Source organism: Kocuria sp. UBA5001 (assembly GCF_002398425.1).
In the GTDB taxonomy this organism is placed as follows: Bacteria; Actinomycetota; Actinomycetes; order Actinomycetales; family Micrococcaceae; genus Kocuria; species Kocuria salsicia.
Genome location: NZ_DGYR01000002.1, coordinates 92,434 through 116,895 on the forward strand (window position 1 = coordinate 92,434; position 24,462 = coordinate 116,895).

The 24,462-nt window shown below is 70.4% G+C and carries 25 protein-coding genes; 20 read left to right on the forward strand and 5 right to left on the reverse strand.

All coding sequences use genetic code 11. The features are described from left to right. Window positions 1-55: 55 nt before the first annotated feature. Genes B3G12_RS02060 through B3G12_RS02070 form a run of 3 tightly spaced genes read left to right on the forward strand, consistent with a single transcriptional unit; the run spans window position 56 to window position 4,187 of the window. The gene (locus tag B3G12_RS02060) at window positions 56-973 is read left to right on the forward strand and encodes a shikimate dehydrogenase (RefSeq protein ID WP_290498838.1); all 918 of its coding nucleotides are present in this window, start codon (window positions 56-58) and stop codon (window positions 971-973) included. Continuing rightward, the gene (locus tag B3G12_RS02065; RefSeq protein WP_290498840.1) at window positions 970-2,844 is read left to right on the forward strand and encodes a bifunctional sugar phosphate isomerase/epimerase/4-hydroxyphenylpyruvate dioxygenase family protein; all 1,875 of its coding nucleotides are present in this window, start codon (window positions 970-972) and stop codon (window positions 2,842-2,844) included. Before B3G12_RS02060 ends, B3G12_RS02065 begins: the two co-directional genes overlap by 4 nt. Beyond that, window positions 2,841-4,187, forward strand: a complete 1,347-nt coding sequence (locus B3G12_RS02070; RefSeq protein ID WP_145011352.1) for a D-serine ammonia-lyase — start codon at window positions 2,841-2,843, stop codon at window positions 4,185-4,187. The genes B3G12_RS02065 and B3G12_RS02070 overlap by 4 nt, the downstream gene beginning before the upstream one ends. Before the next feature lie 96 nt (window positions 4,188-4,283). Here the strand turns inward: B3G12_RS02070 and B3G12_RS02075 are convergent, their stop codons facing one another. Continuing rightward, on the reverse strand, window positions 4,284-4,859 hold the full coding sequence (locus B3G12_RS02075; protein ID WP_290498844.1) for a hypothetical protein: 576 nt from the start codon (window positions 4,857-4,859) through the stop codon (window positions 4,284-4,286). A gap of 140 nt (window positions 4,860-4,999) precedes the next feature. On the opposite strand from B3G12_RS02075, the gene B3G12_RS02080 reads away from it, so the two are divergent. Both B3G12_RS02080 and B3G12_RS02085 read left to right on the forward strand, forming a co-directional pair. Next, window positions 5,000-5,662, forward strand: coding sequence for a CDP-alcohol phosphatidyltransferase family protein (locus B3G12_RS02080; RefSeq protein WP_290498846.1), 663 nt, complete (start codon window positions 5,000-5,002; stop codon window positions 5,660-5,662). 3 nt (window positions 5,663-5,665) lie between these two features. Then, on the forward strand, window positions 5,666-6,664 hold the full coding sequence (locus tag B3G12_RS02085) for a phosphatidate cytidylyltransferase (protein ID WP_290498848.1): 999 nt from the start codon (window positions 5,666-5,668) through the stop codon (window positions 6,662-6,664). A 246-nt stretch (window positions 6,665-6,910) separates the two neighbouring features. Here the strand turns inward: B3G12_RS02085 and B3G12_RS02090 are convergent, their stop codons facing one another. Beyond that, window positions 6,911-7,384 carry an Hsp20/alpha crystallin family protein gene (locus tag B3G12_RS02090; protein WP_144942991.1) on the reverse strand — a complete coding sequence of 158 codons (474 nt, stop codon included), beginning with the start codon at window positions 7,382-7,384 and terminating at the stop codon, window positions 6,911-6,913. A gap of 292 nt (window positions 7,385-7,676) precedes the next feature. Between B3G12_RS02090 and B3G12_RS02095 the strand changes: the two genes are divergently transcribed. Further along, the gene (locus B3G12_RS02095) at window positions 7,677-8,096 is read left to right on the forward strand and encodes a ChaB family protein (RefSeq protein ID WP_290498903.1); all 420 of its coding nucleotides are present in this window, start codon (window positions 7,677-7,679) and stop codon (window positions 8,094-8,096) included. Between the two features lie 152 nt (window positions 8,097-8,248). Here B3G12_RS02095 and B3G12_RS02100 read toward each other — a convergent pair whose 3' ends face one another. Beyond that, the gene (locus B3G12_RS02100; protein WP_144942990.1) at window positions 8,249-8,728 is read right to left on the reverse strand and encodes a GNAT family N-acetyltransferase; all 480 of its coding nucleotides are present in this window, start codon (window positions 8,726-8,728) and stop codon (window positions 8,249-8,251) included. Between the two features lie 61 nt (window positions 8,729-8,789). Here B3G12_RS02100 and B3G12_RS02105 point away from each other — a divergent pair, with 61 nt between their 5' ends. The 4 genes from B3G12_RS02105 to B3G12_RS02120 all read left to right on the forward strand — a co-directional run bounded on the left by B3G12_RS02105 (window position 8,790) and on the right by B3G12_RS02120 (window position 11,963). Further along, the gene (locus B3G12_RS02105) at window positions 8,790-9,752 is read left to right on the forward strand and encodes a 1-phosphofructokinase family hexose kinase (RefSeq protein WP_144942989.1); all 963 of its coding nucleotides are present in this window, start codon (window positions 8,790-8,792) and stop codon (window positions 9,750-9,752) included. Between the two features lie 107 nt (window positions 9,753-9,859). Continuing rightward, window positions 9,860-10,744, forward strand: coding sequence for a 5'/3'-nucleotidase SurE (surE, locus tag B3G12_RS02110; RefSeq protein ID WP_290498851.1), 885 nt, complete (start codon window positions 9,860-9,862; stop codon window positions 10,742-10,744). A gap of 455 nt (window positions 10,745-11,199) precedes the next feature. Further along, window positions 11,200-11,694, forward strand: a complete 495-nt coding sequence (locus tag B3G12_RS12385) for a hypothetical protein (RefSeq protein WP_349678110.1) — start codon at window positions 11,200-11,202, stop codon at window positions 11,692-11,694. Between the two features lie 41 nt (window positions 11,695-11,735). Further along, entirely contained in the window at window positions 11,736-11,963 is a 228-nt protein-coding gene (locus B3G12_RS02120) for a hypothetical protein (RefSeq protein WP_290498852.1), read from the forward strand. Here the strand turns inward: B3G12_RS02120 and B3G12_RS02125 are convergent. Then, complete coding sequence (locus B3G12_RS02125; RefSeq protein ID WP_290498853.1) at window positions 11,960-12,481, reverse strand: NUDIX hydrolase; 522 nt, start codon at window positions 12,479-12,481, stop codon at window positions 11,960-11,962. The genes B3G12_RS02120 and B3G12_RS02125 overlap by 4 nt on opposite strands. A gap of 23 nt (window positions 12,482-12,504) precedes the next feature. Between B3G12_RS02125 and B3G12_RS02130 the strand changes: the two genes are divergently transcribed. From B3G12_RS02130 to B3G12_RS02155, 6 genes are all read left to right on the forward strand, one after another. Then, window positions 12,505-13,518: an NAD(P)H-dependent flavin oxidoreductase gene (locus B3G12_RS02130; protein ID WP_290498855.1), complete on the forward strand. Its 1,014-nt coding sequence runs from the start codon at window positions 12,505-12,507 to the stop codon at window positions 13,516-13,518. Between the two features lie 184 nt (window positions 13,519-13,702). Continuing rightward, window positions 13,703-14,278: a TetR/AcrR family transcriptional regulator gene (locus B3G12_RS02135; RefSeq protein WP_290498857.1), complete on the forward strand. Its 576-nt coding sequence runs from the start codon at window positions 13,703-13,705 to the stop codon at window positions 14,276-14,278. Continuing rightward, a complete protein-coding gene (locus B3G12_RS02140; RefSeq protein WP_290498858.1) occupies window positions 14,275-14,688 on the forward strand; it encodes a DMT family transporter in 414 nt (137 codons plus the stop codon). Before B3G12_RS02135 ends, B3G12_RS02140 begins: the two co-directional genes overlap by 4 nt. Further along, a complete protein-coding gene (locus tag B3G12_RS02145) occupies window positions 14,685-15,014 on the forward strand; it encodes a DMT family transporter (protein WP_102613631.1) in 330 nt (109 codons plus the stop codon). Before B3G12_RS02140 ends, B3G12_RS02145 begins: the two co-directional genes overlap by 4 nt. A gap of 105 nt (window positions 15,015-15,119) precedes the next feature. After that, window positions 15,120-16,160 (forward strand): Dyp-type peroxidase, encoded by a 1,041-nt coding sequence (locus tag B3G12_RS02150; RefSeq protein WP_290498865.1) that lies wholly within the window; start codon window positions 15,120-15,122, stop codon window positions 16,158-16,160. Window positions 16,161-16,206: 46 nt separating this feature from the next. Further along, a complete protein-coding gene (locus B3G12_RS02155; RefSeq protein ID WP_102613629.1) occupies window positions 16,207-17,007 on the forward strand; it encodes a family 1 encapsulin nanocompartment shell protein in 801 nt (266 codons plus the stop codon). A gap of 90 nt (window positions 17,008-17,097) precedes the next feature. On the opposite strand, the gene B3G12_RS02160 is transcribed toward B3G12_RS02155, so the two are convergent. Further along, entirely contained in the window at window positions 17,098-18,984 is a 1,887-nt protein-coding gene (locus B3G12_RS02160; protein WP_290498867.1) for an FAD-binding monooxygenase, read from the reverse strand. Window positions 18,985-19,298: 314 nt separating this feature from the next. Between B3G12_RS02160 and B3G12_RS02165 the strand changes: the two genes are divergently transcribed. The 4 genes from B3G12_RS02165 (at window position 19,299) to hpaD (ending at window position 24,451) form a co-directional block, all read left to right on the forward strand. Continuing rightward, window positions 19,299-20,831, forward strand: a complete 1,533-nt coding sequence (locus B3G12_RS02165) for a fumarylacetoacetate hydrolase family protein (RefSeq protein ID WP_290498868.1) — start codon at window positions 19,299-19,301, stop codon at window positions 20,829-20,831. A gap of 47 nt (window positions 20,832-20,878) precedes the next feature. Then, complete coding sequence (locus B3G12_RS02170) at window positions 20,879-21,568, forward strand: GntR family transcriptional regulator (protein ID WP_290498869.1); 690 nt, start codon at window positions 20,879-20,881, stop codon at window positions 21,566-21,568. Between the two features lie 50 nt (window positions 21,569-21,618). Then, window positions 21,619-23,154: a 5-carboxymethyl-2-hydroxymuconate semialdehyde dehydrogenase gene (hpaE, locus tag B3G12_RS02175; RefSeq protein WP_290498870.1), complete on the forward strand. Its 1,536-nt coding sequence runs from the start codon at window positions 21,619-21,621 to the stop codon at window positions 23,152-23,154. Between the two features lie 130 nt (window positions 23,155-23,284). Then, window positions 23,285-24,451 (forward strand): 3,4-dihydroxyphenylacetate 2,3-dioxygenase, encoded by a 1,167-nt coding sequence (gene hpaD / locus B3G12_RS02180; RefSeq protein ID WP_290498871.1) that lies wholly within the window; start codon window positions 23,285-23,287, stop codon window positions 24,449-24,451. The last annotated feature ends 11 nt before the right edge of the window (window positions 24,452-24,462 follow it).

The window sequence follows — 24,462 nt, forward strand, 5'->3', positions numbered from 1 at the left end:
GCTCCACGAATCCCGCGGATCTCGCGCCTCACGCATCCTTCGGAAAGGGAATCCCATGTCCACTCGCAACGAGTCCTACCTGGTGGGGCTGGTCGGTGACGGCATCACCGAGAGCCTCACTCCGCCCATGCACGAGCGCGAGGCGGACCACCACGGTCTGCGCTACCTCTACCGCCCCGTGGACCTCGCGGTGATCGGCCGCCCGGGCGAGGACGTGGGGCAGCTGCTGAGCGCCGGTCGGGACCTGGGTTTCAACGCCTTCAACATCACGCACCCGTGCAAGCAGCTGGTGCTGGAGCACCTGGACGAGATCGACCCGCAGGCCGAGGCGATCCAGGCAGTGAACACGGTGCTGCTCCAGGACGGCAGGTTCATCGGCCACAACACGGACTGCTCCGGCTTTACCCGGGGCTTCGAGAAGGGGCTCGATGGCGTGGCGCCGGGCCGGGTGGTGCAGTTTGGCTCCGGCGGTGCCGGCTCCGCGGTGGCGGAGGCGTTGCTGGGCCTGGGCGCCGTGCAGGTTTCGCTGGTGGACATGGACGTGGCGCGCGCCACGGAGCGGGCCGCGGAGCTGGCCGCACGCTATCCGCAGGCCACCGTGGAGGCGGTCACCGCCGCGCAGGCTCCAGAGCAGATCGCCGCGGCGGACGGGGTGGTCAACGCGACCCCCATGGGAATGCACCACCACCCGGGCGCCCCGTTCGACCTCGACCTGCTGCGGCCCACCCACTGGGTGGCGGACGTGGTCTACCTGCCCATGGACACCCCGCTCGTGCGGGCGGCCCGCGCGCTGGGCTGCGCCGTGCTGGACGGCGGCCACATGGCGGTGGGCCAGGCTGTCGATGCGTTTGCATTGATTACGGGAACGACGCCGGACAGCGCACGCATGCGCGCCCACTTCCTGCAGCTCACGGGCCAGGAGGCCCCGGCGGGCACGGACTCCGGCCACGTGCTCGGCGGTGATGCCCTGTGAGGACCAGCATCGCGACCGTGTGCCTGTCCGGCACGCTCGAGGAGAAGATGCGCGCCGCCGCGGCGGCCGGCTTCGACGGCATCGAGGTCTTCGAGCCGGACCTCGTGGTCTCCGACTCCTCGCCCGAGCAGCTGCGGGATCTCGCCGCCGAGCTGGACCTCTCCCTGGACATGTACCAGCCCTTCCGGGACGGCGTGGAGGTGGCACCCGAGGCGTTCCCGGACTCCCTGCGGCGGTTGCGCGTAAAGTGCGAGCTCATGAACCGGTTGGGCACCTCGGTGCTGCTGGTGTGCTCGAACGTGGCCACGGGAGTCCTGAAGGACGACGCCGCCATTGCGGAGCAGCTGCGCGCGGCGGGCGACGTCGCGGCCGAGTACGGCGTCGACCTGGCCTACGAGGCCCTGGCCTGGGGCGCGCACGTGAACACGTGGCGCCACGCCCACCGACTCGTGGAGCTCGCGGACCACCCTCGCGTGGGCACGTGTCTGGACAGTTTCCACATCTTCTCCCGCGGGGACACCGTGGAGGGGTCGGAGGACTGCGATCCCCGCAAGCTCTTCTTCGTCCAGCTCGCGGACGCACCCCTGCTGAAGCAGGACGTCCTCTCGTGGTCCCGCCACCACAGGGTGTTCCCGGGCGAGGGGGACTTCGACCTGGTGGACCTGCTGGGACGGCTTCACGAGGTCGGCTACGCGGGCCCGGTCTCCCTGGAGATCTTCAACGACTCGTTCCGCCAGGCGGACGTGCACCGCACCGCGGTGGACGGGTTGCGCTCCCTGCGCTGGCTGGAGGACCAGACGGCGGACGCGGTCCGCGGGGCCGGCGGTGACCCGGACCGGGCGCCGCTCATGCTCACGGATCTCCCGGCACCCCAGGCGCCCCGCGCGTGGGACTTCCTGGAGCTGCGCACCCGCGAGCTCGGCCACGTCACCCGCATGCTGCACCAGCTGGGCTTCTCGCTCTCCGGCCACCACCGCTCCAAGGACTCGGTGCAGGCGTGGACGCAGGGCCCCGTGCGGATCGTGGTCTCGGAGGACCCCCGCGCCACGGCCCAGCCCACGCGGCTCGCGGCGCTCGGCTTCCAGGTCACGGACCCGGACGTCGCCGCGTACCGCGCCGAGAGGCTGCTCGCCCAGACCGTGGACCGCGCCCAGCTGCCGGACGAGACCGTGCTGCACGGCGTCGTCGCCCCGGACGGCACCGAGATCTTCTTCGGGCCCTGCGGCGAGCAGGGCGTGCCCCCGTGGCTCGCGGAGTTCGGCGCGGACCCGCAGGACGACGCCCCGGCGTCCCTGCTCACGGGGGTGGACCACGTGAACCTCGCCCAGCCGTGGCAGCACTACGACGAGGCCGTCCTGTTCCTCACCTCCCTGCTGGACCTGCACCCCGCGCCGTCCCAGGATGTGGCGGGCCCCTCCGGGCTCGTGCGCTCACAGGTCATGCGCTCGGCGGGCGGCGTCGTGCGTATCCCCCTCAACGTGGCGCCCATGGCTGCCGAGCAGGTCGCCTTCACGGGGGCGGCGTACCCGGAGCACATCGCGCTCGCCTGCTCGGACATCGTGGCCGTGGCCCAGCGGGCACGACGCCGCGGCCTCGCCTTCCTGCCGGTCCCCACCAACTACTACGAGGACCTCGTGGCCCGCTTCGACCTGGACGCCGACTTCGTGGGGACGCTCGAGTCCAACGGTCTGCTCTACGACCGGGACGAGACCGGCGAGTTCCTGCACTTCTACACGCCCACGCTCGGGGAGGTGTTCGTGGAGGTGGTGCAGCGTTTCGACGGCTACGAGGGCTTCGGCGCACCCAACGCACCGGTGCGCCTGGCGTCGCAGTACCGGGAGCTGGCCCGGCGCGACATGATGAGGTCATGACGAACTCCGGAGTCACCCCGCCCGCCGCTTCCCCGGAGCCCGACGCCGCTCTGCTCGCCGATCCGCTCGTCTCCCGGCTCGCCCGCGAGGAGCCCGTGACCTGGTGGAACGACGCCGCCTCGGACACCATCCGCGGTCTCGCCGCCTCCGGCGTGGACCCATCCATCGTGGCCGACGCCGCCGCGCGGCTGGAACGGTTCCGGCCGTGGATCGCCGCGACGTTCCCGGACACCGCTGCCGCCAGTGGACTCATCGAGTCGCCCCTGCACGCGGCTCCCGCGTGGCGCGCAGACCAGGCCCCTGCGGTCGGGCGCGTGCTGCTCAAACGGGACGACATCCTCCCCGTGAGCGGCTCCGTCAAGGCCCGCGGCGGGGTGCACGAGGTGCTGCAGTACGCGGAGGCGCTCGCCGTCGGGCACGGGCTGCTGGCCCTGTCGTCCCCCTCCCACTTCACAGCTGCTGGGGAAGACGTGGACTACTCCGTCTTCGCCACCGCGCCCTTCCGGAAGCTCATGGGTGGGCACCGCGTGGTGGTGGGCTCCACCGGCAACCTGGGGATGTCCATCGGGATCATCTCCTCCGCGCTGGGACTGCAGGCCACCGTGCACATGTCCACGCACGCGCAGCAGTGGAAGAAGGACCTCCTGCGCTCCCGGGGCGTGGAGGTGGTGGAGCACGTCACCGACTACACCGAGGCCGTGGCCGCCGGACGCGCCGCCGCGGAGCAGGACGAGACCGTGCACTTCGTGGATGACGAGCACTCCCTGAGCCTCTTCGCGGGGTATGCGGTAGCGGGGGCCCGCGTTGCCTCGCAGCTGCGAGAACAGGGTGTTGCGGCGGACAGCGAGCACCCGCTGGTGGTGCACCTGCCCTGCGGGATCGGCGGTGCGCCGGGAGGCGTGGCCTACGGGCTCAAACGTGAGTTCGGTGACGCCGTGCACTGCGTGTTTGTGGAGCCCACGCAGGCCCCGTGCATGCTGCTGGGCGTGCGCACCGGCCGGCACGACGGGATATCCGTGGCGGAGCTTGGTCTGAGCACCCGGACCATTGCGGACGGGCTGGCCGTGGGCAGGCCCTCCGGCTTCGTGGGGCGCGCGGTCCAGAGGCTGGTGGACGGCTACGTCACTGCGACCGACGAGCAGATGTCCGTGCAGGTCAGGGCACTGCACAGGGCTGAGGGCATGGTGGTGGAGCCGTCCGCCGCGGCTGCTCTGGAGTCGATCCGGCGGGTCTCGGAGGAGGGCGAGCCCTTCGGTGCCGCACCGGAGAACATCACCCACATGGCGTGGCTGACCGGTGGCGGGATGCTGCCGGAGGAGGTGCGGGCGCGCTACGTGGCGTGACGCGGAGTCGTCGTCCCCGGGTGCGCCAGCCAGAGAAAGCAGCGGTCAGCCGCGGTGAGCCGCAGTCAGCCGCGCCCCTCCCGCGCGTAGACCCACTCAGTCCCGGCCCACCGTGCGGAAGTACCACGCGTAGAACGCGGTCCACCCGGCGGTGAAGATCGCCCAGCGCACCCCTCCCGGGGCGTGGGGACGCAGAGACCGGAGCAGGGCGGAGAGCGCGCCGACCGCCGTCGTGACCACCACGAACCGCGGCGCACGGGCGGGAACCGACCACGCCAGGAACGCGGGCAGCGGGTCCCCGCGCAGCCCGGCCGTCCGCGCGTAGAGCTTGTACGGGGTACCCCGCAGCGGACCCAGGAGCACGGCGGCGAATCCGTGCGAGGCCATCTCCCGCTCCACCCGTTCCAGCATCGCGGGAGAGACGGCGGGCAGCCGGGTCAGCAGCCAGGCCGAGCGCCCCGCCAGAACTCGCCCGCCCCAGCGGTGCATGAGCGCCCCGCCCACCACGGCCCCGGCCGTCGCGGAGACGGTGCTCGCCAGTCCCCGCCGGAGGTTCTTCACGGCCAGCGCGGAGATCCACATGTCCGGCACCACGAAGAACCCCGTGGCCTCCGCGAAACCCCAGAGTCCGGCGACCACGTGGTCCCTGCGACGACCAGACGTCCTGTCCATGGCACGCTCCTCAGCGGTGTCGAATGCTGTCCTGTGGACATCCAATCCCACCGGGCCGCCCGCCGTGTCACTGTTGCCTCGTATCCACAGGGCGCAAATTCTGTGAAAATGCATGAGGAACCCATGAGACGAGGAGCGACATGTCCCCCACCGGCCCCCTGCGCCGCCCCATTCCCCAGCGCACCGCCGGATGGGCGACCGCTGCCGCCTCGACCCTGCAGCGCGCCGGCATCCGCCCCAACCACGTGTCCGTGGCGTCGGTGGTCACAGCACTCGTGGGCTGCGGCTTCCTGGTCGTGGCGGGCCACGCGGACGGCGCACTGCGCGCGGTCGCGCTGCTGCTCGCCGCTCTCTGCATCCCGCTGCGGCTGCTGTGCAACATGCTGGACGGGATGCTCGCCGTCGAGGGCGGTCTGCGGACCCCCACCGGGGAGCTGTACAACGAGGTGCCGGACCGTGTCTCGGACCTCGCGCTGCTCGCGGGGGCGGGCTGGGCGGCGTCGTCCGTGACGGGAGGCGTGACCCTCGGCTGGCTCGCCGGCAGCCTCGCCGTGCTGACCGCCTACGTGCGGACGCTCGGCGTGAGCGCGGGGTGCGCGCAGCAGTTCGGGGGCGTGCTGCCCAAGCAGCGGCGCATGTGGGTGCTCATGGGAGGCATCCTGCTGAGCCTCGTCGAGCCGCTGCTGGGGTGGCAGCCCGGGATCGTCCTGTGGCTCACGCTCCTGGTGGTGGCGCTGGGCAGTGCGCTCACCGTGGCCTCCCGGCTGGGCGCGATCTCCCGCGAGCTGCGGGCCCGGGGCTAGGCCGTGACGACCATCGGCCTGCTCGGCCCGCAGAGCTGGCGCCTGGTGCTCGGACTGCTCGTGGTCCTGGTGCTGGCCACGCTCGCGGCCGAGGTGATGTACCGCCGCACCCGCTCGGACGGGCTGCGGACCACGCTCGTGAACGTGCGGCAGCGGATCGTCGCGTGGTGGCTCATGGTGGGTGTGCTCGTGGGCGCCCTGGCGCTCGGCGAGACTGCGGTGGTGCTGCTGTTCCTGGCGCTCTCGCTGGTGGCCATGCGCGAGTTCGCGGACCTGATGCCGCGAGGGGAACGGGACCAGCGGGTCATGGTGTGGATCATGGCCGTGCTCAGCCCCCTGCACTTCTGGTTCCTGTGGCAGCACTGGTACGGGATGTACGCCATCTTCATCCCCGTCTACGTGTTCCTGTTCCTGCCCGTGCTGCTGGCCCTGTCCGGGCGCACGGAGTCCTTCCTCCACAGGGCCGCGCTGAGCCAGTGGGGGCTCATGGTGTGCGTCTACGCGCTGAGCTACCTGCCCGCGGTGCTCCAGCTGCCCGTGGTGTTCCGGGACGGCAAGGCTGCGGCGGACGGCTCCCCGGTGGGATCCGGCGGGCCGGAGGCCGGGGCGCTGCTGCTGTTCCTGGTGGTCGTGGTGCAGGGCTCGGACGTGCTCCAGTACCTCTGGGGCAATACTGTGGGGCGGCACAGGATCGCACCCACCGTGAGTCCCAACAAGACGTGGGAGGGGTTCGTCGGAGGGATCCTCTCGGCGACGGCGCTCGGTGCCGCCCTGTGGTGGCTCACCCCGTTCACCCCGTGGCAAGCCGCCGTGCTGGCTCTGCTCTCGTGCCTCCTCGGATTCGCGGGCGGCCTGGTGATGAGCAGCCTCAAGCGGGACCGCGGGATCAAGGACTTCGGCACGCTCATCCCCGGCCACGGCGGCATCCTGGACCGCATGGACTCCCTGATCTTCGCCGCCCCGGTGTTCTTCCACCTCACGAGGTTCTTCTTCGCCGGGTGAGGTGGGGCGCGGGCCGGGTCCCGGGCTGCGTCGTCGCGGGGGTCCTGCGTGCGGGGCACGACGACGCCGCTCCGTCCGTCCCTGCCGCGGCCGCACCTTCCGCGCTGCTACCGGCACCGTCCACTCGCGGCCCCCCGGGTACGACGACGGGCCCGCAGGATCTCTCCCGCGGGCCCGTTCGCCGTGGTCGCATGACCGTCATGACGGGACGCCGTCAGACCGTCATGATGTCGAACCGTGGTGCCGTCAGTTCTCGGAGTCCTTCTTCTCGTCGGACTTCTCGGACTTCCCGCCGTGCTCCAGCACCACGTTGTCCTGGTTCTGGCCGGTGGCCACCTGGATCTTGCGCGGCTGGGACTTGGGGGAGACGGGGATGCGCACCGTGAGCACGCCGTTGTCGTAGGCGGCGGTGATGTTCTCGGTGTCGATGCCCTGACCCAGGTTCAGCTGGCGCACGAAGGAGTGGTTGCGGCGCTCCCGCACGATCCACTTGGTGTCCTTCTCTGCGGAGGGCAGGCGGCGCTGAGCGCGGATGGTCAGCAGCTGGCCGTCCACGTCCACGTCCACGCTGGACGGGTCGATGCCCGGAAGGTCAGCCGCGAGGAAGTAGTCGGAACCCTGGCGGTAGAGGTCCATGGGCATCTGCTCCAGCCCGTTGCGGCTGGAGAGGACCTGGTTGGCGAAGTTCTGGACCTCGGAGAACGGATCGAAAGTAGCCATGATGTCTGCTCCTTGCATGCGTGGTGCCACCGTGAGGTGCCCCGCCGTCCTGTTCATCCCCTGGGAGTGGAGCCTTCACGTTTCTTGAGTCCCTGTGACTCAACTACTGAAAAGATAGCACTCACCCCAAGCGAGTGCCAAGACCCTGCGCAGCAAAGTTGAGCGGATTCAGCTCAAGGCGCACAAGTGCCCAGAGAACTCCGCAGGGGGACCCGAAAGGGTGGGGCGGGCGGCGTCGTCGTCCCTAGGATCGGAGGTGCCCACCATTCCGGCACGGACCCAGGAGGCAGCGGTGCCCAAGGCGAAGAAGAACGGCCACGCGATCCAGGACGAGATCCCGTCCACGCTGCGGCGCTCGGACGAGAAGGCGCAGGACACGTTCGCGCAGACCTACGACGCCGCGCAGGACGAGTACGACGACGACGCCCGGGCCGCCCGCACTGCGTGGGCCGCCGTGAAGCACACCCACGAGAAGGTCGGGGACCGCTGGGAGCCCAAGGAGGAGAACGGCCCCTCGGACGTGAGCGCGGAGAAGGGCGGGCTGAACTCCGAGGACACCGCCGGGGGAGTGGATGCGAACGCCACGAAGGAGCACCTCTACGGGATCGCTCAGGAGCTGGACGTCCAGGGGCGCTCGGAGATGAGCAAGGACGAGCTGGTGGCGGCCATCGAGAAGGCGAACGAGAAGAAGACGCGGGACGCGCGGTCCTGAGCCTCGCGCGCTCGGGGGGCGAGCGGCGTCGTCGTCACCGGCGCGGGACCCCGCGAATCTGAGGTGTAGAGATGACGGCCCAGCGGCACAGAATCCGGGTACTTCTACACCTCAGATGTCAGACCGGCCGCACCGGGGGACCGGCCGCGGCGCTAGAGCTGCCGCGCCAGGAACACCGAGGCCGTGGTGGCGTCGTGGAAGGACTCCACCGACTCGTAGCCGCGGTTGCGGAACATCGCGACGCCCTCGGTCATCTCCGGGTTGAGGGAGACCACAGCGGTGGTGGCACCGAAGGAGCGCGCCTTGTTCTCCAGGGCGCGCACCAGGGTGCGGGCGTGGCCCTGCCCGCGGTGCTCGGGGGTGACCCAGATCCGACGCAGCTCCACGCGCTCGTCGTCGATCCTGCGGACGGCCCCGCACGCGATCACGGAGCCGGTGACCAGGTCCGTCATGAGGAAGAAGTCGCCGTGCGGCGGGGTGACGTCCTCGGGGCGGGTGACCTCGGTGAGCTCCGGGTCGAAGCCGCCGTCGATCCTGTTGTCCAGCTCGCTGAAGTAGGAACTCAGGGCCTTGAGCGTGTGCTCACTGGCGGCCTGTCCCTCCACGATGCGAATCGGTGCGGTGGCATTCATCCCACCATGGTGGCACCTTGATGTGCTGTTCACCAGCGGCCCTCTCCTGTAGCTTTCGTTCGTGACCGAGACCCGCAGCCCCCAGAAACCGCGCCTGTCCGTGCTGGTGCCCACTCCGTTGCTGATCACCGAGATCACGGAGCCGGCGGCGTACCGCAACCGCAGCCCGCACGAGTCGGACGTGCACATGCACCCTGGCGGGCAGGGCCTGTGGGTGGCGCGCATGGCCAGCTCGCTCGGGGCGAACGTGTCCGTGAGCGGTCCGTTCGGCGGTGAGCTGGGCGCCCTGATCCGCTCGATGCTGGACGGGCTCGGCATGCAGGTCAACGCGGTGCGCTACGGCTACGGCAACGGCGGGTATGTCTACGACCTGCGCGGCGAGGATCGCGAGACCGTGGCCCACATGCCCCCTCCCGAGCTCTCCCGCCACGAGCTGGACGACCTCTACGGCACGGCGTTCGTGGATGCGCTGGCCTCGGACGTCCTCACCGTCACGGGAGCGGAGCCCGGGGACGTGGTGCCCGCGTCCTTCTTCGGCCGCCTCATCCGGGACACCCGGGATGCCGGAACCACGGTGGTCGCCGACGTCAGCGGTGCCCCGGCGCTCGCGGCCGTGGACGCGAAGGTGGACGTGCTCAAGATCAGCCACGAGGAGGTCCGGGACCTGGACCTGGGCTCGGATGACACCCCGGAGTCGCTGGTCGAGGCGGGCCGGATGCTCTTGGAGCGTGGCGCGGGTGCCGTGGTCGTCTCCCGCGCGAAGGACCCTGCCCTGCTCGTGGAGAAGAACCGGGTGCGGGAGGTCTCCGCGCCGTCGATCACCCCACTCGACCACCGCGGCGCCGGGGACTCCATGACCGCGGGGATCTCGGTGGGGCTCGCCCGGGGCCTGGACCTGGTGGACGCCGTCGCGCTCGGGGCCTCCGCCGGGGCACTGAACGTGGCCCGCCGGGGTCTGGGAACGGGCAACCGCACGACCATCGAGAAGTTCGCCCGGCAGATCACCGTGCGCACCGTCTCCTGAGGCGTCGCGCCGGACCTGCCCGGCACCGCCCCGTTCCGTCCGGTACCGCGTGCTCCCGTCCGGATCCACCCTGGCCCGCTCGCACGCCGCGTGCCACCATGGTGCCCATGCACATCCTGGTCACCAATGACGACGGCATCTCCTCCGCGGGACTTGCGGTTCTCGCGCAGGCAGCCCTGGACCGCGGGCACAGCGTCACGGTGGCCGCCCCGGCCGAGGAGTACTCGGGTGCCAGCGCCTCGCTGTCCGGCGAGGAGGTCGATGGCCGCATCGCCCTGGTGGAGGCCGCGCCGCCGAACATGCCCCACGGTGTGGAGTGCGTGGGTGTGAAGGCCGCCCCCGCTCTGATTGCCTTCCTGGCCTCCTACGGCGCGTTCGGCAAGCGCCCGGACATGGTGCTCTCCGGGGTGAACCTGGGGGCCAACACGGGCAAGGCCACGTTGCACTCGGGGACGGTGGGTGCGGTGCTGACGGCCGCGTCCCACGGCATCCCCGGGATCGCCGTCTCCATCACCTCAGGCGCCCCGCAGCACTGGGACACGGCCCTGCTGGTCACCCGCTTCGCGCTGGAGCACTGGGAGGACCGGCCTTTCGACGAGTGGATCCTCAACCTCAACGTCCCCGACGTGGCCCCCGGGCGATTGCGCGGTCTCAAGCCCGCCCACCTGGCGAGCTTCGGGGCGGTGCAGGCGCAGATCGGCCGCGGGGACGAGAAGCACATCGCGGTCACCTACAGCGCGGAGACCGGCCCGGAGGAGCCAGACAGCGACCACTACCTCCTCACCCACGGCTGGGCCACGGCCACGCTGCTGCGCGCCCCGGTGGACGACCGCTCCCAGGACACCCACGCCGTCCCCCGCGAGGACCTGGGGACCACGGCCCCCACGCCCTTCTGGGACGTCACCCTTGCGGGTCTCACGGACGACGACGCCGCGGTCCCGGGCACAGGGGACGTCCCCGTGGACGCGGCCACGGTCATGCGCCGCACCTGAGCTCACGCCGCCACGGGAAGATGCACCCGCATGGACCGGGCGGATAGAGCTCGCGCCAGCACAGGTGCCGCCGGGCAGGAGCCCACGGGACGGCGCACCGGCACGAACCATCTTTGAAGGCCTGACCACGGCGCGGACACCTGCGGCGCAACCGCAACCGGGTGACGTCGAGAACGACCCCGCCCCGATCCGCAGGGACTTGATTGCGCTCGCCGCGGGGCTTGTGGTCTTCGCCGGGGCAGCCTGCTTGCGGCACTGTCCGGCACGGCGGGGACACTGATCGCAGCTCGTGCCGTCCAGGCGCTGGGTGCGGCGTTCATCATGCCGTCCACCCTGTCCACGGTGAACGCCCTGTTCCGTGGGACGTCCCGTGGGTTCGTGTCCGCCGGTCTGCCCTGCTGGACCTGGACCTCTTCCAGCTGCGTACGTTCTCGTGGGGCCACCTGGCCGCCGCCATGGCGGTCGGCGCGTTCATCTCCGGTGCCTCCGCCCGCCACCTGGCCGCCCGGTTCGCCGCGCCGGGGACGGTGCTGATCGGGCTCGGTCTCGAGGTGGTTGGCGTGGTGGTGCTGGCCCTGCTCATGGGGCCGAGCACCTCCGCGTGGCTCGTCGCGCTGCCGCTCGTCGGCTACGGCGTGGGCCTCTGCCTGGCCTCCGCGCAGCCGACCGGAACCGTGCTGCGGGACGTGACCGTGGCGTCGTCGGGCCAGGCGTCCGCAACTGCCCCGTTGTATTCGGGGCAGTGCCCCTGTCCTCGGAAACTCTGGCCGAACGGCCATTGTCCCGGCGGAGACGGGTCTGAGACGGTGATTGCTCGGGAGATTTCCTGTGGAACGATCGGAACAGGTGAGCGGCAGTGGCATCTACAACGGGATGGCGGAGCGGTCTCCGCGAAGGGCGCCCCGGCGGGGCCTCCGGCGAGTCCCGGCCCCGGCGGCAGGAGATTCTGAGAGCAGATCCTTACTACCCGCACACGGGGTGGCGGGCGGCCGTGGCATGGCTGGCGTACTTCTTTTTCTTCTTGGGGCTTACCGCGTTCATCATTCTCATGGTTCCGGACCACGAGTTCGGGTGGTACTACGTGACCTACACCGCCGCGTTCGCCACGTTCAGCGTGATCATCCAGTTCTTGAGCCGCAGGGCTCGCTCACGAATGCTGGAGAACACGGGGCAGATACCGCCTGCTGAGAAGACCGCGGTCGACGACTCCCGGGGTTAGATTCCCATCCCCCGCACTGCCGGAATCGCATGCCACCGGGAGAGGGGCGCGAGGTCCTCGACGTCCTCCACGCCGTCGAGCGGCTGCCAGCGCAGCTCCTCGATCTCGGCTGCGGGCGTCGGCGTGCCCTCCAGCGGGACGGTGCTGAGGAAGACGTGACTGTGCAGGGCGTGGCCCGGCTCGTTCGCGGCGTCCGTGTGCCACTCGCCCACCGTCATCAGGTCCGCGGGGGACAGGTCCAACCCCAGCTCTTCGCGCACCTCGCGGACGCCCGCCTCCACGGGTGACTCCCCGGCCTCGGGCTTGCCCCCGGGGAACATGAACATGGACGTCCCGCGCTTGCGCACCGTGAGTACGTGGCCGTCTCGGGCCCGGCGCAGCACCACGCCGGTGACCTTGATGACGGGGCGGGCGTCGTCGTCGGCGGGGGAAGCCGAGGCGGTTGGAACAATCGGAGCAGCCGGGGGACTCGAAGAGGACGCGAGGGCACCCGGGCGAGCATCATGGGAAGCGGACATGCCCGCCAGTCTAAGGAGACGCCGTGACCAACCCCCTCAGCGAACTGCCCGTGCCCTTGCTCCAGGCGCCCATGGCGGGCGGGCCGTCCACCGCGGCGCTCGCGGTCGCCGTGGCCCGGGCCGGCGGGCTGGGGATGCTCGCCGCCGGGTACAAGACCGTGGAGGCCATGGCACAGGAGATCCGGGAGGTCGCCGTGAAGACGGACCGCTTCGGCGTGAACCTCTTCGTCCCTGAGCAGGACCCGTCCGACCCTGGGGAGCTCGAGGCCTACGCCCGCGCACTGGCCCCGGTGGCTGCTGAGCTGGGCGTGGCCGCGCCGCAGCCCGGCGAGTTCTCCGACGACCACTACGCCGCCAAGCTCGACCACCTCGTCACCCACCCCGTACCGCTCGTCTCCTTCACGTTCGGGCTGCCGTCCCCGGACGACGTCGCCCGGTTGCGGTCCGCGGGCACGGTCGTGGTGCTCAACGCGACCGACGAGGCCGAGGTCCGCGCGGCGCTGGTCTTGGACCCGGACGCGATCGTGGTGCAGGGGAGCGAGGCCGGGGGCCACCGGGCCACCCACGGCCAGGCGAAAACCCCCCTGGAGATCTCCACCGCGGACCTCGTGAGTGCGGTGCGGGAGACGACGGCGCTGCCGCTGATCGCCGCGGGCGGTGTGGCAGACCGGGAGACCGCGGAGGACCTGATGGAGCGCGGCGCGGACGCCGTGCAGGTGGGCACGCTGTTCCTGACCACCGAGGAGGCGGGCACCAAACCGGCGCACCGCGAGGCACTGCTGAGCGGGAGGTTTGGGGAGACGGTGGTGACCCGGGTGTTCTCCGGGCGGGCGGCTCGGGCGCTGCGCAACGCGTTCACCGACCGGCTGGAGGTCGAGCAGATCAGCGGCTACCCGCAGGTCCACCACATGACGGCCCCGCTGCGGGCGGCCTCCGCGCAGGACCCCGCGGGGTTGAACCTGTGGGCCGGAACGGGCTTCGCGGCGTGCCGGGAGACCACCGCGACGGACGTGGTGGAGCAGTTCAGGGGGTTGTGACCGCCGTTCGGAGGAGGTCATCGCACCCGCGGCCGGCCGCCGGTTGCCGAGCCGAGCACGCACCGAGGAGATCTGCCGCGGTCACTGGGACGCTCTCGGGCACGTGCTCCGGCCGAGCCGCACGGCGTTTCGCGGCACGTGCCAACTCGGCGATGCTTACCATACGTATGGTAGGTTGCACCGCATGACGACCAAACCCGAGATCCTCGACCGCGCGCTGGACGTGCTGCGCGCGGGGGATGCCCTGACGCTGGACGCCGTGGCGCGCGCCGTCGGCATCACCAAGCCCGGGGTGGTGCACCACTTTCCCACCAAGGACAGGCTCTCCGTGGCCGTGGTGGACCACCTGCTCGACCACTGGGAGACGGAGTTGATGCATCGCGCGGGACCAGACCCGGACGCCGTCACACGCCTGCGCGCCTACGTGGAGTTCGCGCTGCTGAACGAGCTGGACCCGGCGGACCTCGCCGTCCTCGCAGACTCACGGCTGCGTCCGGACCTCGCCGTCCTCGCAGACTCACGGCTGCGTCCGGAGCTTGCCGCCCGGTGGAGCGAGCGCATGAGCGAGTGGTTCGGGGACTCCGACCGCCCGAACATCGTGGCAGCCCGCCTGGTGGCGGACGGTGCGTGGATCGACCGCTGCCTCGGGATGCTGGACCTGGACGAGGACCACCGGCGCGCCGTCGTGGACGTGACCCTGGGCCTGGTAGGGGACGGCCCCACGGCGGAAGGCCTCGGGGCAGAGGGGGCGGACTCGTGAAGAAGTGGCTCTTCCTGGTCCTCGCGATCGGCTGCGAGGTGATCGGCTCGCTGTCCATGAAGGCCGCCGTGGAGTCGCCCGGCTTCTACGCCCTGGCCACGCTCGGCTACGGGGGCGCGTTCGTCTGCCTGTTCGTCTCGCTGCGCAACGGCATGAGTCTGGGCGTGGGCTACGGCATCTGGGGTGCCGCCGGGGTGGCCGCCACCGCCGTGATGTCCATGCTGATCTTCGGCGAGCCCATCACCCTGCTCATGGGCGTGGGTCTCGTGGCCGTCATGCTGGGCGTGCTGCTCGTGGAGGTCGGCTCACAGCTGGACAGGCGGGGCGGGGCGGACCAGAGCGGGGCGGGCGACGGCCGGACGCCCGGGAGCCTCTGCTCGACCCCCACCGCAACGGAGGCCACCCGATGACCGCGTTCCCGCTTCTGCTCCTCGCGCTGTCCATCCTCTCGGAGGTCACCGCCACGGTCTGCCTGCGCATGGCGAGCGCGGGCGGTGGGAGGTGGTGGATCGGTGTGGTGGCGGGCTACCTCACCGCCTTCACCCTGCTGGCGGCGGTGCTCGCCCAGGGCATGGCGCTCGGGGTGGCGTACGGCATCTGGGCCGCCGCCGGGGTGGCGCTGACGGCGGTGATCAGCCGTCTCGTCTTCAAGGAACCCCTCACGTGGGTCATGAGCCTGGGGCTGGTGCTGATCGTGGGCGGCGTGCTGCTCATCGAGACGGGCGCGGCCCACTGAAGGAGGTGGGCTCGGGCGCGGCCCACTGAAGGAGGTGGGCTCGGGCGCTACTGTGGGATCAGTCATCGGCCCGCAACGGTAGCCCGCTCACCCCATGGAGGGACCATGCCCACTCAGAAGATCGTGGCCCCACCGGCCAAAGCCGCCATGTTCCTGGTCCTCACCGTCAACGAGGGCGCGGAGGCCCAGGTGGCGGATGTCCTGACCGGCGTTTCGGACCTCACCAAGGCGGTCTCGTTCCGTGTGCCCACGAGCAACCTGCTGTGCGTGGTGGGCATCGGGCACGACGCCTGGGGTCGGCTCTTCGACGCTCCGCTGCCCAGGGACCTGCACCCGTTCCGGGAGTTCCACGGGGAGGTGCACTCCGCACCGGCCACCCCGGGGGACATCCTCATCCACCTGCGCGCCGGCACACAGGACGTGTGCTTCGAACTCGCCAAGCAGCTGATGAGCAGGCTGCGCCCGTACACGCGGGTGCAGGACGAGGTCCACGGCTTCAAGTTCTTCGAGGAGCGGGACCTGCTGGGCTTCGTGGACGGCACCGCCAACCCGGAGGACGAGGACGCCCAGTCGGCCGCCGTGGTGGGCGACCAGGACCCCTCCTACCGTGGGGGGAGCTACGTGCTCGTCCAGAAGTACCTGCACCAGATGGACGAGTGGGAGGCCCTGTCCACGGGTGAGCAGGAGCGGGTGATCGGGCGCTCGAAGCTCGAGGACATTGAGATGTCGGACGAGCAGAAGCCGGCGAACTCCCACGTGGCACTGAACGACCTCGACGACGTGGACGGCCACGCCCGCGAGATCATGCGGGACAACATGCCGTTCGGCGAGGTGGGCTCGGCCGAGTTCGGCACCTACTTCATCGGCTACGCCGCGGACCCCGCGGTCACTGAGACCATGCTGGAGAACATGTTCATCGGCAACCCGCCGGGCACGTACGACCGCATCCTCGACTTCTCCACGGCGGTCACGGGCGGCCTGTTCTTCGCCCCGCCCAGGTCCTTCCTGGACGACCCCACCACGGTTCCCGCCCAGGACACATCCTCCGGTGCCGACGCCCCGGACGACGACGCCGTGTCCGCCTCCCCTGCGCCCGCCGCCCCAGCGGACGGCTCCCTGGGCATCGGCAGCCTGAAGCGACCCTGACACGAGCCGGACCCACCACACGACAACCTGATCCAAGGAGCTGACGATGAACAACCTGTACCGCGATCTCGCCCCCATATCTTCCGCAGCCTGGTCCGACATGGAGGACGAGGCCCGCAGGACCTTCCGGGCCCGCGTGGCCGCGCGCCGCGTCGTCGACATGCCGGAGCCCGCCGGAGCGGAGTTCTCCGCGCTGGGCACCGGCCACGTGAGTCGCATCGAGGCGGACACCAGCGGCGTGCAGGCGCTGCAGCGCCACGTGGTGCGCGTGGTGGAGCTGCGCGCGCCGTTCACCGTGAAGCGCTCGGACGTGGACGACGTCGAGCGCGGCGCCACGGACCCGGACTGGCAGCCCGTCAAGGACGCCGCCGTGGCCCTGGCCTCCGCCGAGGACCGCACGGTGTTCTACGGTTCGGACGCCGCGGGGATCCAGGGCATCGCGCCCGCGAGCGACAACGGCCGCGTCACCATGCCGCAGGACGTCCGCGAGTTTCCCAACGCGGTGGCGAAGGCCAAGACGGAGCTGCGGCTGGCCGGTGTGGCCGGGCCGTACAACCTGCTGCTGCCCGCGGACCTCTACACGGAGGTCACGGAGACCACCGACCACGGCTACCCGATCTACGACCACATCTCCCGCATCCTGGGCGACGGCAGCATCATCTGGGCCCCCGCGCTCGACGACGCCCTGCTGCTCTCCGCGCGCGGTGGCGACTACGAGCTGCACCTGGGTCTGGACACCGCGATCGGCTACTCCTCTCACACGGCTGAGACCGTGGACCTGTACCTGCGTGAGACCCTCACGTTCCGGGTCAACACCTCCGAGGCGAGCGTGGTCATTTCCCACTGACCCCGGTCTGCACGAAGAACCCGCCGCGCACTCCCCCAAGGAGCGCGCGGCGGGTCGTTTCATCCCCGGGGGCAGCAGGGGCCCTGCGGGTCACCCCCTGCGCAGGAACCCGGCGAAGAACTCGCCCAGCTCAGCGGTGGCATCCAGTGGGAGGACGGCGGCCACGTAGTGGTCCGGGCGCACGACCACAATGGCGCCGTCGCGGCTGATCTTGCGCACGTCGAAGATGTCCTCGCCGGGGATCGCTGCGTAGACGCGCTCCCAGTAGTTCAGCTCGAATGGGCCCACCTGCGGTTTGAACGCGCGCGGCACCTTGGTGATGTCCACGTCCGTGGAGGGCTGCTGGTAGGTGACGTCCACGTCGAAGAGCGTGGCGTCCCCGTCGCCTTCGCGGCGGTAGGCCACCAGCGGTGAGGCGGGGTCGTTCTGCAGCCACTCGGCGAACGCGGTGGTGGGGGAGTCCGCACCGGCCACGGCGGGGTCCGCGTACACGTGGATGCGCCAGCGCCCGTCCGCGGTGGCCTCGTGGCCCTGGTGCACCACCATGGAGTCGCACACGCGCTGGACTTTCGCGGACTTGAAGCGCTTGCCCACGGGCCAGCCCTCCGCGAGGTCCTGGTGCTCGGTTCCGGCCACGATCAGCGAGGGCTTGTACTCGGTCATGAACCCGGCCGGGAACTCGGCGGTCTTGACGTAGAACTCCTCCAGGTACTTGGGGTCCGGAAGCTTGTCCTGCGGGGTGGCCATCAGGGTGGACCACTCACGGTCGAAGTCGATCAGGTTCTTGGCGATGTCCTGCCGCTCCTCGGAGTAGGTGTCCAGCAGGGACTCGTCCGCGCGTCCCGAGAGCACGGCCCCGAGCTTCCAGCCCAGGTTCCAGCCGTCCTGCATGGACACGTTCATGCCCTGCCCGGCCTTCGCGGAGTGGGTGTGGCACGCGTCCCCGGCGATGAACACACGGGGGCAGCGGGTGCCGCGGTCCTCGGTGTCGACGTCGTCGAAGTGGTCCGTGAGGCGGTGGCCCACCTCGTACACGGAGGACCACGCCACGGACTTCACGTCCACGCTGTAGGGGTGGATGATCTCGTTCGCGCGGCGGATGACCTCTTCCACGGGGGTCTTGCGGATCTCGTGGTTGTCGTCCTCCGGGACCTCTCCCAGGTCTACGTACATGCGGCACAGCAGCCCGCCCTCGCGCGGGATGTGCAGGATGGAGCCGTGCACGGAGTTGATCGCGCACTTGGTGCGGATGTCCGGGAAGTCCGTGTTGGCGAGCACGTCCATGACGCCCCACGCGTGGTTGGCGCCCTTGCCCTCGAGCTTGCGGCCGATGGCCTTGCGCACTCGGGAGGCGGCGCCGTCGCAGCCGAAGACGTACTGGGCGCGCACCGTGCGCTCCTCGCCCTCGCGGGGACCGGCAACGTAGCGGACGGTGACGGCGACCGGGTACTCCTGCTCCTGGTCCACCTCCAGGCCCACGAACTCGATGCCGTAGTCCGGCTCGATCTTCCCGGGGCCCCGCTTGGCGGAGCGCAGGAAGTAGTCGAGCACCCGCGCCTGGTTGACGATCATGTGGGGGAACTCGGAGATGCCGTGGGGGTCGTCCGCGGGGCGGCCCGTGCGCACGATGTTCTGCGGGTTGGTGGGGTCCGGGTTCCAGAAGCACATCTCCCGGAGCATGAACGCCTCCTGGATGATCTCCTGGGCGAAGCCGAAGGACTGGAACGTCTCCACGCTGCGCGCCTGCAGCCCGTCCGCCTGGCCGATCTCCAGGCGCCCGGTGCGACGTTCGATGATCCGGGTGCTGACCTCCGGGTACTGGGAGAGCTGCGCCGCGGCGATCACACCGGCCGGACCGGACCCCACGATGAGCACGTCCATGGTGTCCGGGAGGTCCTCGGGGCGGTCCACTCCGTGGCCGCGGGCCTCCTCCACGCGGGGGTCCTCCGAGACGTATCCGTTCTGATGAAAGAGCATGCCTTCTCCTGCGTTCTGCGATGGGACGGGCCTGCGGTGCGGTGCGAGCCACAGTGCTCGGACCGCCGTGGACCGGTGCGCATGAAAGTCTGTCGTGCAGATCATATACGATATGTGGTGCGGGTAACAGGATGTTCTCGATCCCACCGAAGTGTGACGCGTGGTCGCCCCGGGAGCTTCGCGGGTCACAGGCCCGGGTCCTGCCCGCCGGGCCGTTGCCCCTCACAATGGTGTGACGCAAGCCACTTGTCGCCTCTGGTCAAATAATATACGATTTTGAATAACATTCTGCCGATCACGAGGAGGCGGTCACGGTGACCGAGAACCCCCAGAACGCCCAGCACGCCGCGGACGGCACCGCCGCCGCGCAGCCCGTGCCGGTGTGTCCCGGCAAGATCGTCGCCGTGCACGTTGCCTATGAGTCCCGCGCGGCCCAGCGCGGTCGCAAGCCCGCCGTGCCGTCCTACTTCCTCAAGCCCGCCAGCTCCCTGGCCGGCTCCGGCGCCGTCGTTGAGCGCCCCGCGGGCACCGAGCTGCTCGCGTTCGAGGGGGAGATCGCCCTCGTCATCGGCACGCCCGCCCGCAACGTGTCGCTGGAGGAGGCGTGGGACCACGTGGCCGCCGTGACGGCCTCCAACGACTGGGGCCTCTACGACCTGCGCGCCGCGGACAGGGGCTCCAACCTGCGCAACAAGGGCCGGGACGGTTACACCTCCCTGGGCCCCTCGCTGATCGACGCCCGCGAGGTCTCCCCGGAGCAGCTGCGCGTGCGCACGTGGCTCAATGGCCAGGTGGTGCAGGAGGACACCACGGCCCCGGAGAACATGATCTTCCCGCTCGCCCAGTTCGTGGCGGACCTCTCCCAGCACGTGACCCTGGAGGAGGGGGACGTGATCCTCACCGGCACACCCGCGGGGTCCTCGGTCGCGCAGCCCGGGGACGTCGTGGAGGTGGAGGTGGACGCGCCGCACGCCGCGGGAGCGCCGTCGTCGGGCCGCCTGCTCAGCCTCGTGACCGAGGGCAGCGAGGGCTTCGACGAGGGCCTGGGCGCAATGCCCGCCGTGAACGACACCCAGCGCGAGGAGGCGTGGGGCTCGCGCGACGCCGCGGGACTGCCCGAGCAGGGCGGGGAGCACACGCTCAGCCCGGCGCTACGGGCGAAGCTCGACAAGGCCCCCACCGCGGGCCTCTCCGCCCAGCTGCGCAAGCGCGGGCTGAACAATGTGGTGGTCGCGGACGTCTTCCCGCAGACCCCCGGCGCCAAGCTGGTGGGCACCGCCAAGACCCTGCGCTTCGTACCCAACCGCGAGGACCTCTTCACGAGTCACGGCGGCGGCTACAACGCGCAGAAGCGCGCGTTCGACGCCGTGGGCGAGGGCGAGGTGATCGTGATCGAGGCGCGCGGGGAGACCGGTTCCGCGACCCTCGGTGACGTCCTCGCGCTGCGGGCCCGCTACAACGGCGCGGCCGGTGTGGTCACGGACGGCGGCGTGCGTGACTATGCGGCGGTGCAGGAGATCGGGCTGCCCGTGTTCTGCAAGGGCCCCAACCCTGCCGTGCTCGGCCGGCGGCACGTGCCGTGGGAGTCGGACGTGGTCGTGGCCTGTGGCAACGTCACGGTGCTCCCGGGTGACGTGGTCGTGGGGGACGACGACGGCGTCGTCGTGATCCCGCGAGAGCTCGCCGAGGAGGTGGCCCAGGATGCCCTGGCCAAGGAGCACGAGGACGCCTGGGTAGCCGAGCGCGTGGCCGAGGGCCACCCGGTGGACGGGCTGTTCCCGCCCACGGGGGAGTGGAAGCAGAAGTTCCAGCAGTGGCTGGCCGAGAACCCGCCGCCCTCTGAGTGACCCGCGCCTGACCCCCCCCGAACCCACCGAACCGAACCGAGGACCACATGCCTCTGACCGCGAATGCCGCACCCTCCAAGGCGCAGCGCGCGTACGACTGGATCAAGGCCCAGATCATGTCCCAGGCCTTCTCCCCGGGCTACCGCCTGGTGCTCGCGAGCATTGCCGAGACCCTGGGCATGTCCGTGGTGCCGGTGCGCGAGGCCATCCGACGGCTCGAAGCCGAGGGGCTGGTGACGTTCGAGCGCAACGTGGGCGCACGGGTGTCCATGGTGGACGGCGAGCAGTACACCTACAGCATGGAAGTCCTGGCGGTCCTGGAGGGCGCGGCCACCGCGCTGTCCGCCGCGCACATCACCGCCGAGGACCTCGCCCACGCGCGCGAGCTCAACGCCTCCATGGAAGCCTCCCTGAAGAACTTCGACCCGCAGACGTTCACGGAGACCAACCACGAGTTCCACCGCGTGCTCGCGTGCCGGTGCCCCAACGAACGTCTCAACGACCTGGTCACGGTGGAGTGGGAACGCCTCAACCACCTGAGGACCTCCACGTTCTCGTTCGTCCCGGAGCGCGCCCGCGCCTCGGTCAACGAGCACCACCAGATCCTCCACCTCATCGAGACCCACGCCCCGGCGGACGCCGTGGAGCGTGCCGTGCGCCAGCACCGTGCGGCCACCCTGCGCAGCTATCTCAGCAGCCGCGGGGAGCCGGACGAGGCGCAGCGGCACACCGCGTGACCCACAGACAAGCAATCACTGACGCATCCACAGATTCGAGGAGCCATCACATGGCCGCTCTGCAGGACACCAAGCCCGAGAACCTTCCCGATTCCATCCGCCACTACATCGGCGGCGAGTGGGTGGACTCGATCGACGGCGACACGTTCGACGTGCTCAACCCCGTGACCAACGAGCCCTACATCACGGCCGCTTCCGGCAAGAAGGCGGACATCGAGGCCGCCGTGGCCGCCGCCAGGAAGGCGTTCGAGGAGGGCCCGTGGCCCAGGATGCTCCCGCGTGAGCGTTCCCGGATTCTGCACAAGATCGCGGACATTGTGGAGTCCCGCGGTGACCAGCTGGCAGCCATGGAGTCCTATGACTCCGGTCTGCCCATCACCCAGGCCCTGGGCCAGGCGCGCCGCGCGGCGGAGAACTTCCGCTTCTTCGCGGACCTGATCGTGGCCCAGATCGACGACGCCTACAAGGTCCCCGGGCGCCAGGTGAACTACGTGAACCGCAAGCCCATTGGCGTGGCCGGTCTGATCACCCCGTGGAACACCCCGTTCATGCTGGAGTCCTGGAAGTTGGGCCCCGCCCTGGCCACCGGCAACTGCGTGGTGCTCAAGCCCGCGGAGTTCACCCCGCTGTCCGCGTCACTGTGGCCGGGCATCTTCGAGGAGGCCGGTGTGCCCGCCGGTGTGTTCAACCTGGTGAACGGTTTCGGCGAAGAAGGCTACGCCGGTGACTCCCTGGTCAGGCACCCGGGCGTGCCCCTGATCTCCTTCACGGGCGAGTCCCGCACGGGCCAGATCATCTTCGGCAACGCCGCCCCGTACCTCAAGGGCCTGTCCATGGAGCTGGGGGGCAAGTCCCCGGCCGTGGTCTTCGAGGACGCGGACCTGGAGGCCGCGATCAACGCCACGATCTTCGGGGTGTTCTCCCTCAACGGCGAGCGCTGCACTGCGGGCTCGCGCATCCTGGTGCAGCGCGGGATCTACGACGAGTTCGTGGCGCGCTACGCCGCGCAGGCCAAGCGGGTGAAGGTGGGTCTGCCCTCGGACCCCAGCACCGAGGTGGGCGCCCTGGTGCACCCGGAACACTACGAGAAGGTCATGTCCTACGTGGAGATCGGCAAGCAGGAGGCCCGCCTGGTGGCCGGAGGCGGCCGCCCCGAGGGCTTCGAGACCGGCAACTACGTGGCGCCCACGGTGTTCGTGGACGTGAAGCCGGACGCCCGGATCTTCCAGGAGGAGATCTTCGGTCCGGTGGTGGCCATCACCCCGTTCGACACGGAGGAGGAGGCGCTGGAGCTCGCCAACAACACCAAGTACGGCCTGGCCGCCTACATCTGGACCAGCGACCTCAAGCGCGCCCACAACTTCGCGCAGAACGTGGAGGCGGGGATGGTGTGGCTGAACTCCAACAACGTGCGTGACCTGCGCACCCCGTTCGGCGGCGTGAAGGCCTCGGGGTTGGGCCACGAGGGCGGCTACCGCTCGATCGACTTCTACACGGACCAGCAGGCCGTGCACATCAACCTGGGTGAGGTGCACAACCCGGTGTTCGGCAAGCAGGAGGACGCCGCCGCCCAGACGGACGGCTGAGCCCCCGCAGCACGTCCGCGCCACACTCGCCCCGCCGCGGGCCGCCCGGCCCGCGGCTGCGGGAGGCGCCAGACCCCCCCACGACCCTTTCACCGCCATCACGAAGCACCCTCACCACGAAGGACACACCATGACGAATCCCGCTGATCGGACAATGACGTCCTCGGGCTTCTATGTTTCGCAGGAAGCCCCGATCACCACCGACAACCCCATCACGACCCCCTCCGTGCCCGCGCCGGACATCCTGCGCTGCGCGTACATGGAGCTCGTGGTCACGGACCTCGTGAAGTCCCGCGAGTTCTACGTGGACGTGCTGGGGCTCACGGTCACGGAGGAGGATGCGAACACCGTCTACCTGCGTTCGATCGAGGAGTTCATCCACCACAACCTGGTGCTGCGCCAGGGCCCCGTGGCCGCCGTGGCGGCGTTCTCCTACCGCGTGCGCACCCCGGAGGACCTGGACAGGGCCGTGGCCTTCTACGAGGAGCTCGGTTGCCGCGTGGAGCGCCGCCCCGAGGGGTTCACCAAGGGCATCGGCGAGTCCGTGCGCGTGGAGGACCCGCTGGGCTTCCCCTACGAGTTCTTCTACGACGTGGAGCACGTGGAGCGCCTCGCGTGGCGCTACGACCTCTACACCCCGGGCGCACTGGTGCGCCTGGACCACTTCAACCAGGTCACCCCGGACGTGCCCCGCGCCACCAAGTTCATGCAGGACCTGGGCTTCCGCGTGACCGAGGACATCCAGGACGAGCAGGGCACCGTGTACGCCGCGTGGATGCGCCGCAAGCCCACTGTGCACGACACCGCCATGACCGGCGGGGACGGCCCCCGCATGCACCACGTGGCCTTCGCGACCCACGAGAAGCACAACATCCTGGCCATCTGCGACAAGCTCGGTGCGCTGCGCCAGTCGGACCGGATCGAGCGCGGCCCCGGGCGCCACGGCGTGTCCAACGCGTTCTACCTGTACCTGCGGGACCCGGACGGGCACCGCGTGGAGATCTACACGCAGGACTACTACACCGGTGACCCGGACAACCCCGTGGTCACGTGGGACGTCCACGACAACCAGCGCCGCGACTGGTGGGGCACCCCCGTGGTCCCCTCCTGGTACACGGACGCCTCCCTGGTGCTGGACCTGGACGGCAATCCCCAGGAGGTCGTCTCCCGCACGGACGACTCCGAGCTCGCGGTGACCATCGGCGCGGACGGCTTCTCCTACACGCGCCCCGAGGAGGGCGAGGAGTCCATGCCCGAGTGGAAGCAGGGCGAGTACAAGATGGGCCACCAGCTCTGAGGCCCGCCTCC

Excerpts from the sequence above, each read along its gene's own strand:
- B3G12_RS02060 (WP_290498838.1), top strand. The coding sequence starts at position 56 with ATGTCCACTCGCAACGAGTCCTACCTGGTGGGGCTGGTCGGTGACGGC.
- B3G12_RS02070 (WP_145011352.1), top strand. The coding sequence starts at position 2,841 with ATGACGAACTCCGGAGTCACCCCGCCCGCCGCTTCCCCGGAGCCCGAC.
- B3G12_RS02075 (WP_290498844.1), bottom strand. The coding sequence starts at position 4,859 with ATGGACAGGACGTCTGGTCGTCGCAGGGACCACGTGGTCGCCGGACTC.
- B3G12_RS02080 (WP_290498846.1), top strand. The coding sequence starts at position 5,000 with ATGTCCCCCACCGGCCCCCTGCGCCGCCCCATTCCCCAGCGCACCGCC.
- B3G12_RS02090 (WP_144942991.1), bottom strand. The coding sequence starts at position 7,384 with ATGGCTACTTTCGATCCGTTCTCCGAGGTCCAGAACTTCGCCAACCAG.
- B3G12_RS02100 (WP_144942990.1), bottom strand. The coding sequence starts at position 8,728 with ATGAATGCCACCGCACCGATTCGCATCGTGGAGGGACAGGCCGCCAGT.
- surE (WP_290498851.1), top strand. The coding sequence starts at position 9,860 with ATGCACATCCTGGTCACCAATGACGACGGCATCTCCTCCGCGGGACTT.
- B3G12_RS12385 (WP_349678110.1), top strand. The coding sequence starts at position 11,200 with ATGGCGGTCGGCGCGTTCATCTCCGGTGCCTCCGCCCGCCACCTGGCC.
- B3G12_RS02125 (WP_290498853.1), bottom strand. The coding sequence starts at position 12,481 with ATGTCCGCTTCCCATGATGCTCGCCCGGGTGCCCTCGCGTCCTCTTCG.
- B3G12_RS02135 (WP_290498857.1), top strand. The coding sequence starts at position 13,703 with ATGACGACCAAACCCGAGATCCTCGACCGCGCGCTGGACGTGCTGCGC.
- B3G12_RS02145 (WP_102613631.1), top strand. The coding sequence starts at position 14,685 with ATGACCGCGTTCCCGCTTCTGCTCCTCGCGCTGTCCATCCTCTCGGAG.
- B3G12_RS02150 (WP_290498865.1), top strand. The coding sequence starts at position 15,120 with ATGCCCACTCAGAAGATCGTGGCCCCACCGGCCAAAGCCGCCATGTTC.
- B3G12_RS02155 (WP_102613629.1), top strand. The coding sequence starts at position 16,207 with ATGAACAACCTGTACCGCGATCTCGCCCCCATATCTTCCGCAGCCTGG.
- B3G12_RS02160 (WP_290498867.1), bottom strand. The coding sequence starts at position 18,984 with ATGCTCTTTCATCAGAACGGATACGTCTCGGAGGACCCCCGCGTGGAG.
- B3G12_RS02170 (WP_290498869.1), top strand. The coding sequence starts at position 20,879 with ATGCCTCTGACCGCGAATGCCGCACCCTCCAAGGCGCAGCGCGCGTAC.
- hpaE (WP_290498870.1), top strand. The coding sequence starts at position 21,619 with ATGGCCGCTCTGCAGGACACCAAGCCCGAGAACCTTCCCGATTCCATC.
- hpaD (WP_290498871.1), top strand. The coding sequence starts at position 23,285 with ATGACGAATCCCGCTGATCGGACAATGACGTCCTCGGGCTTCTATGTT.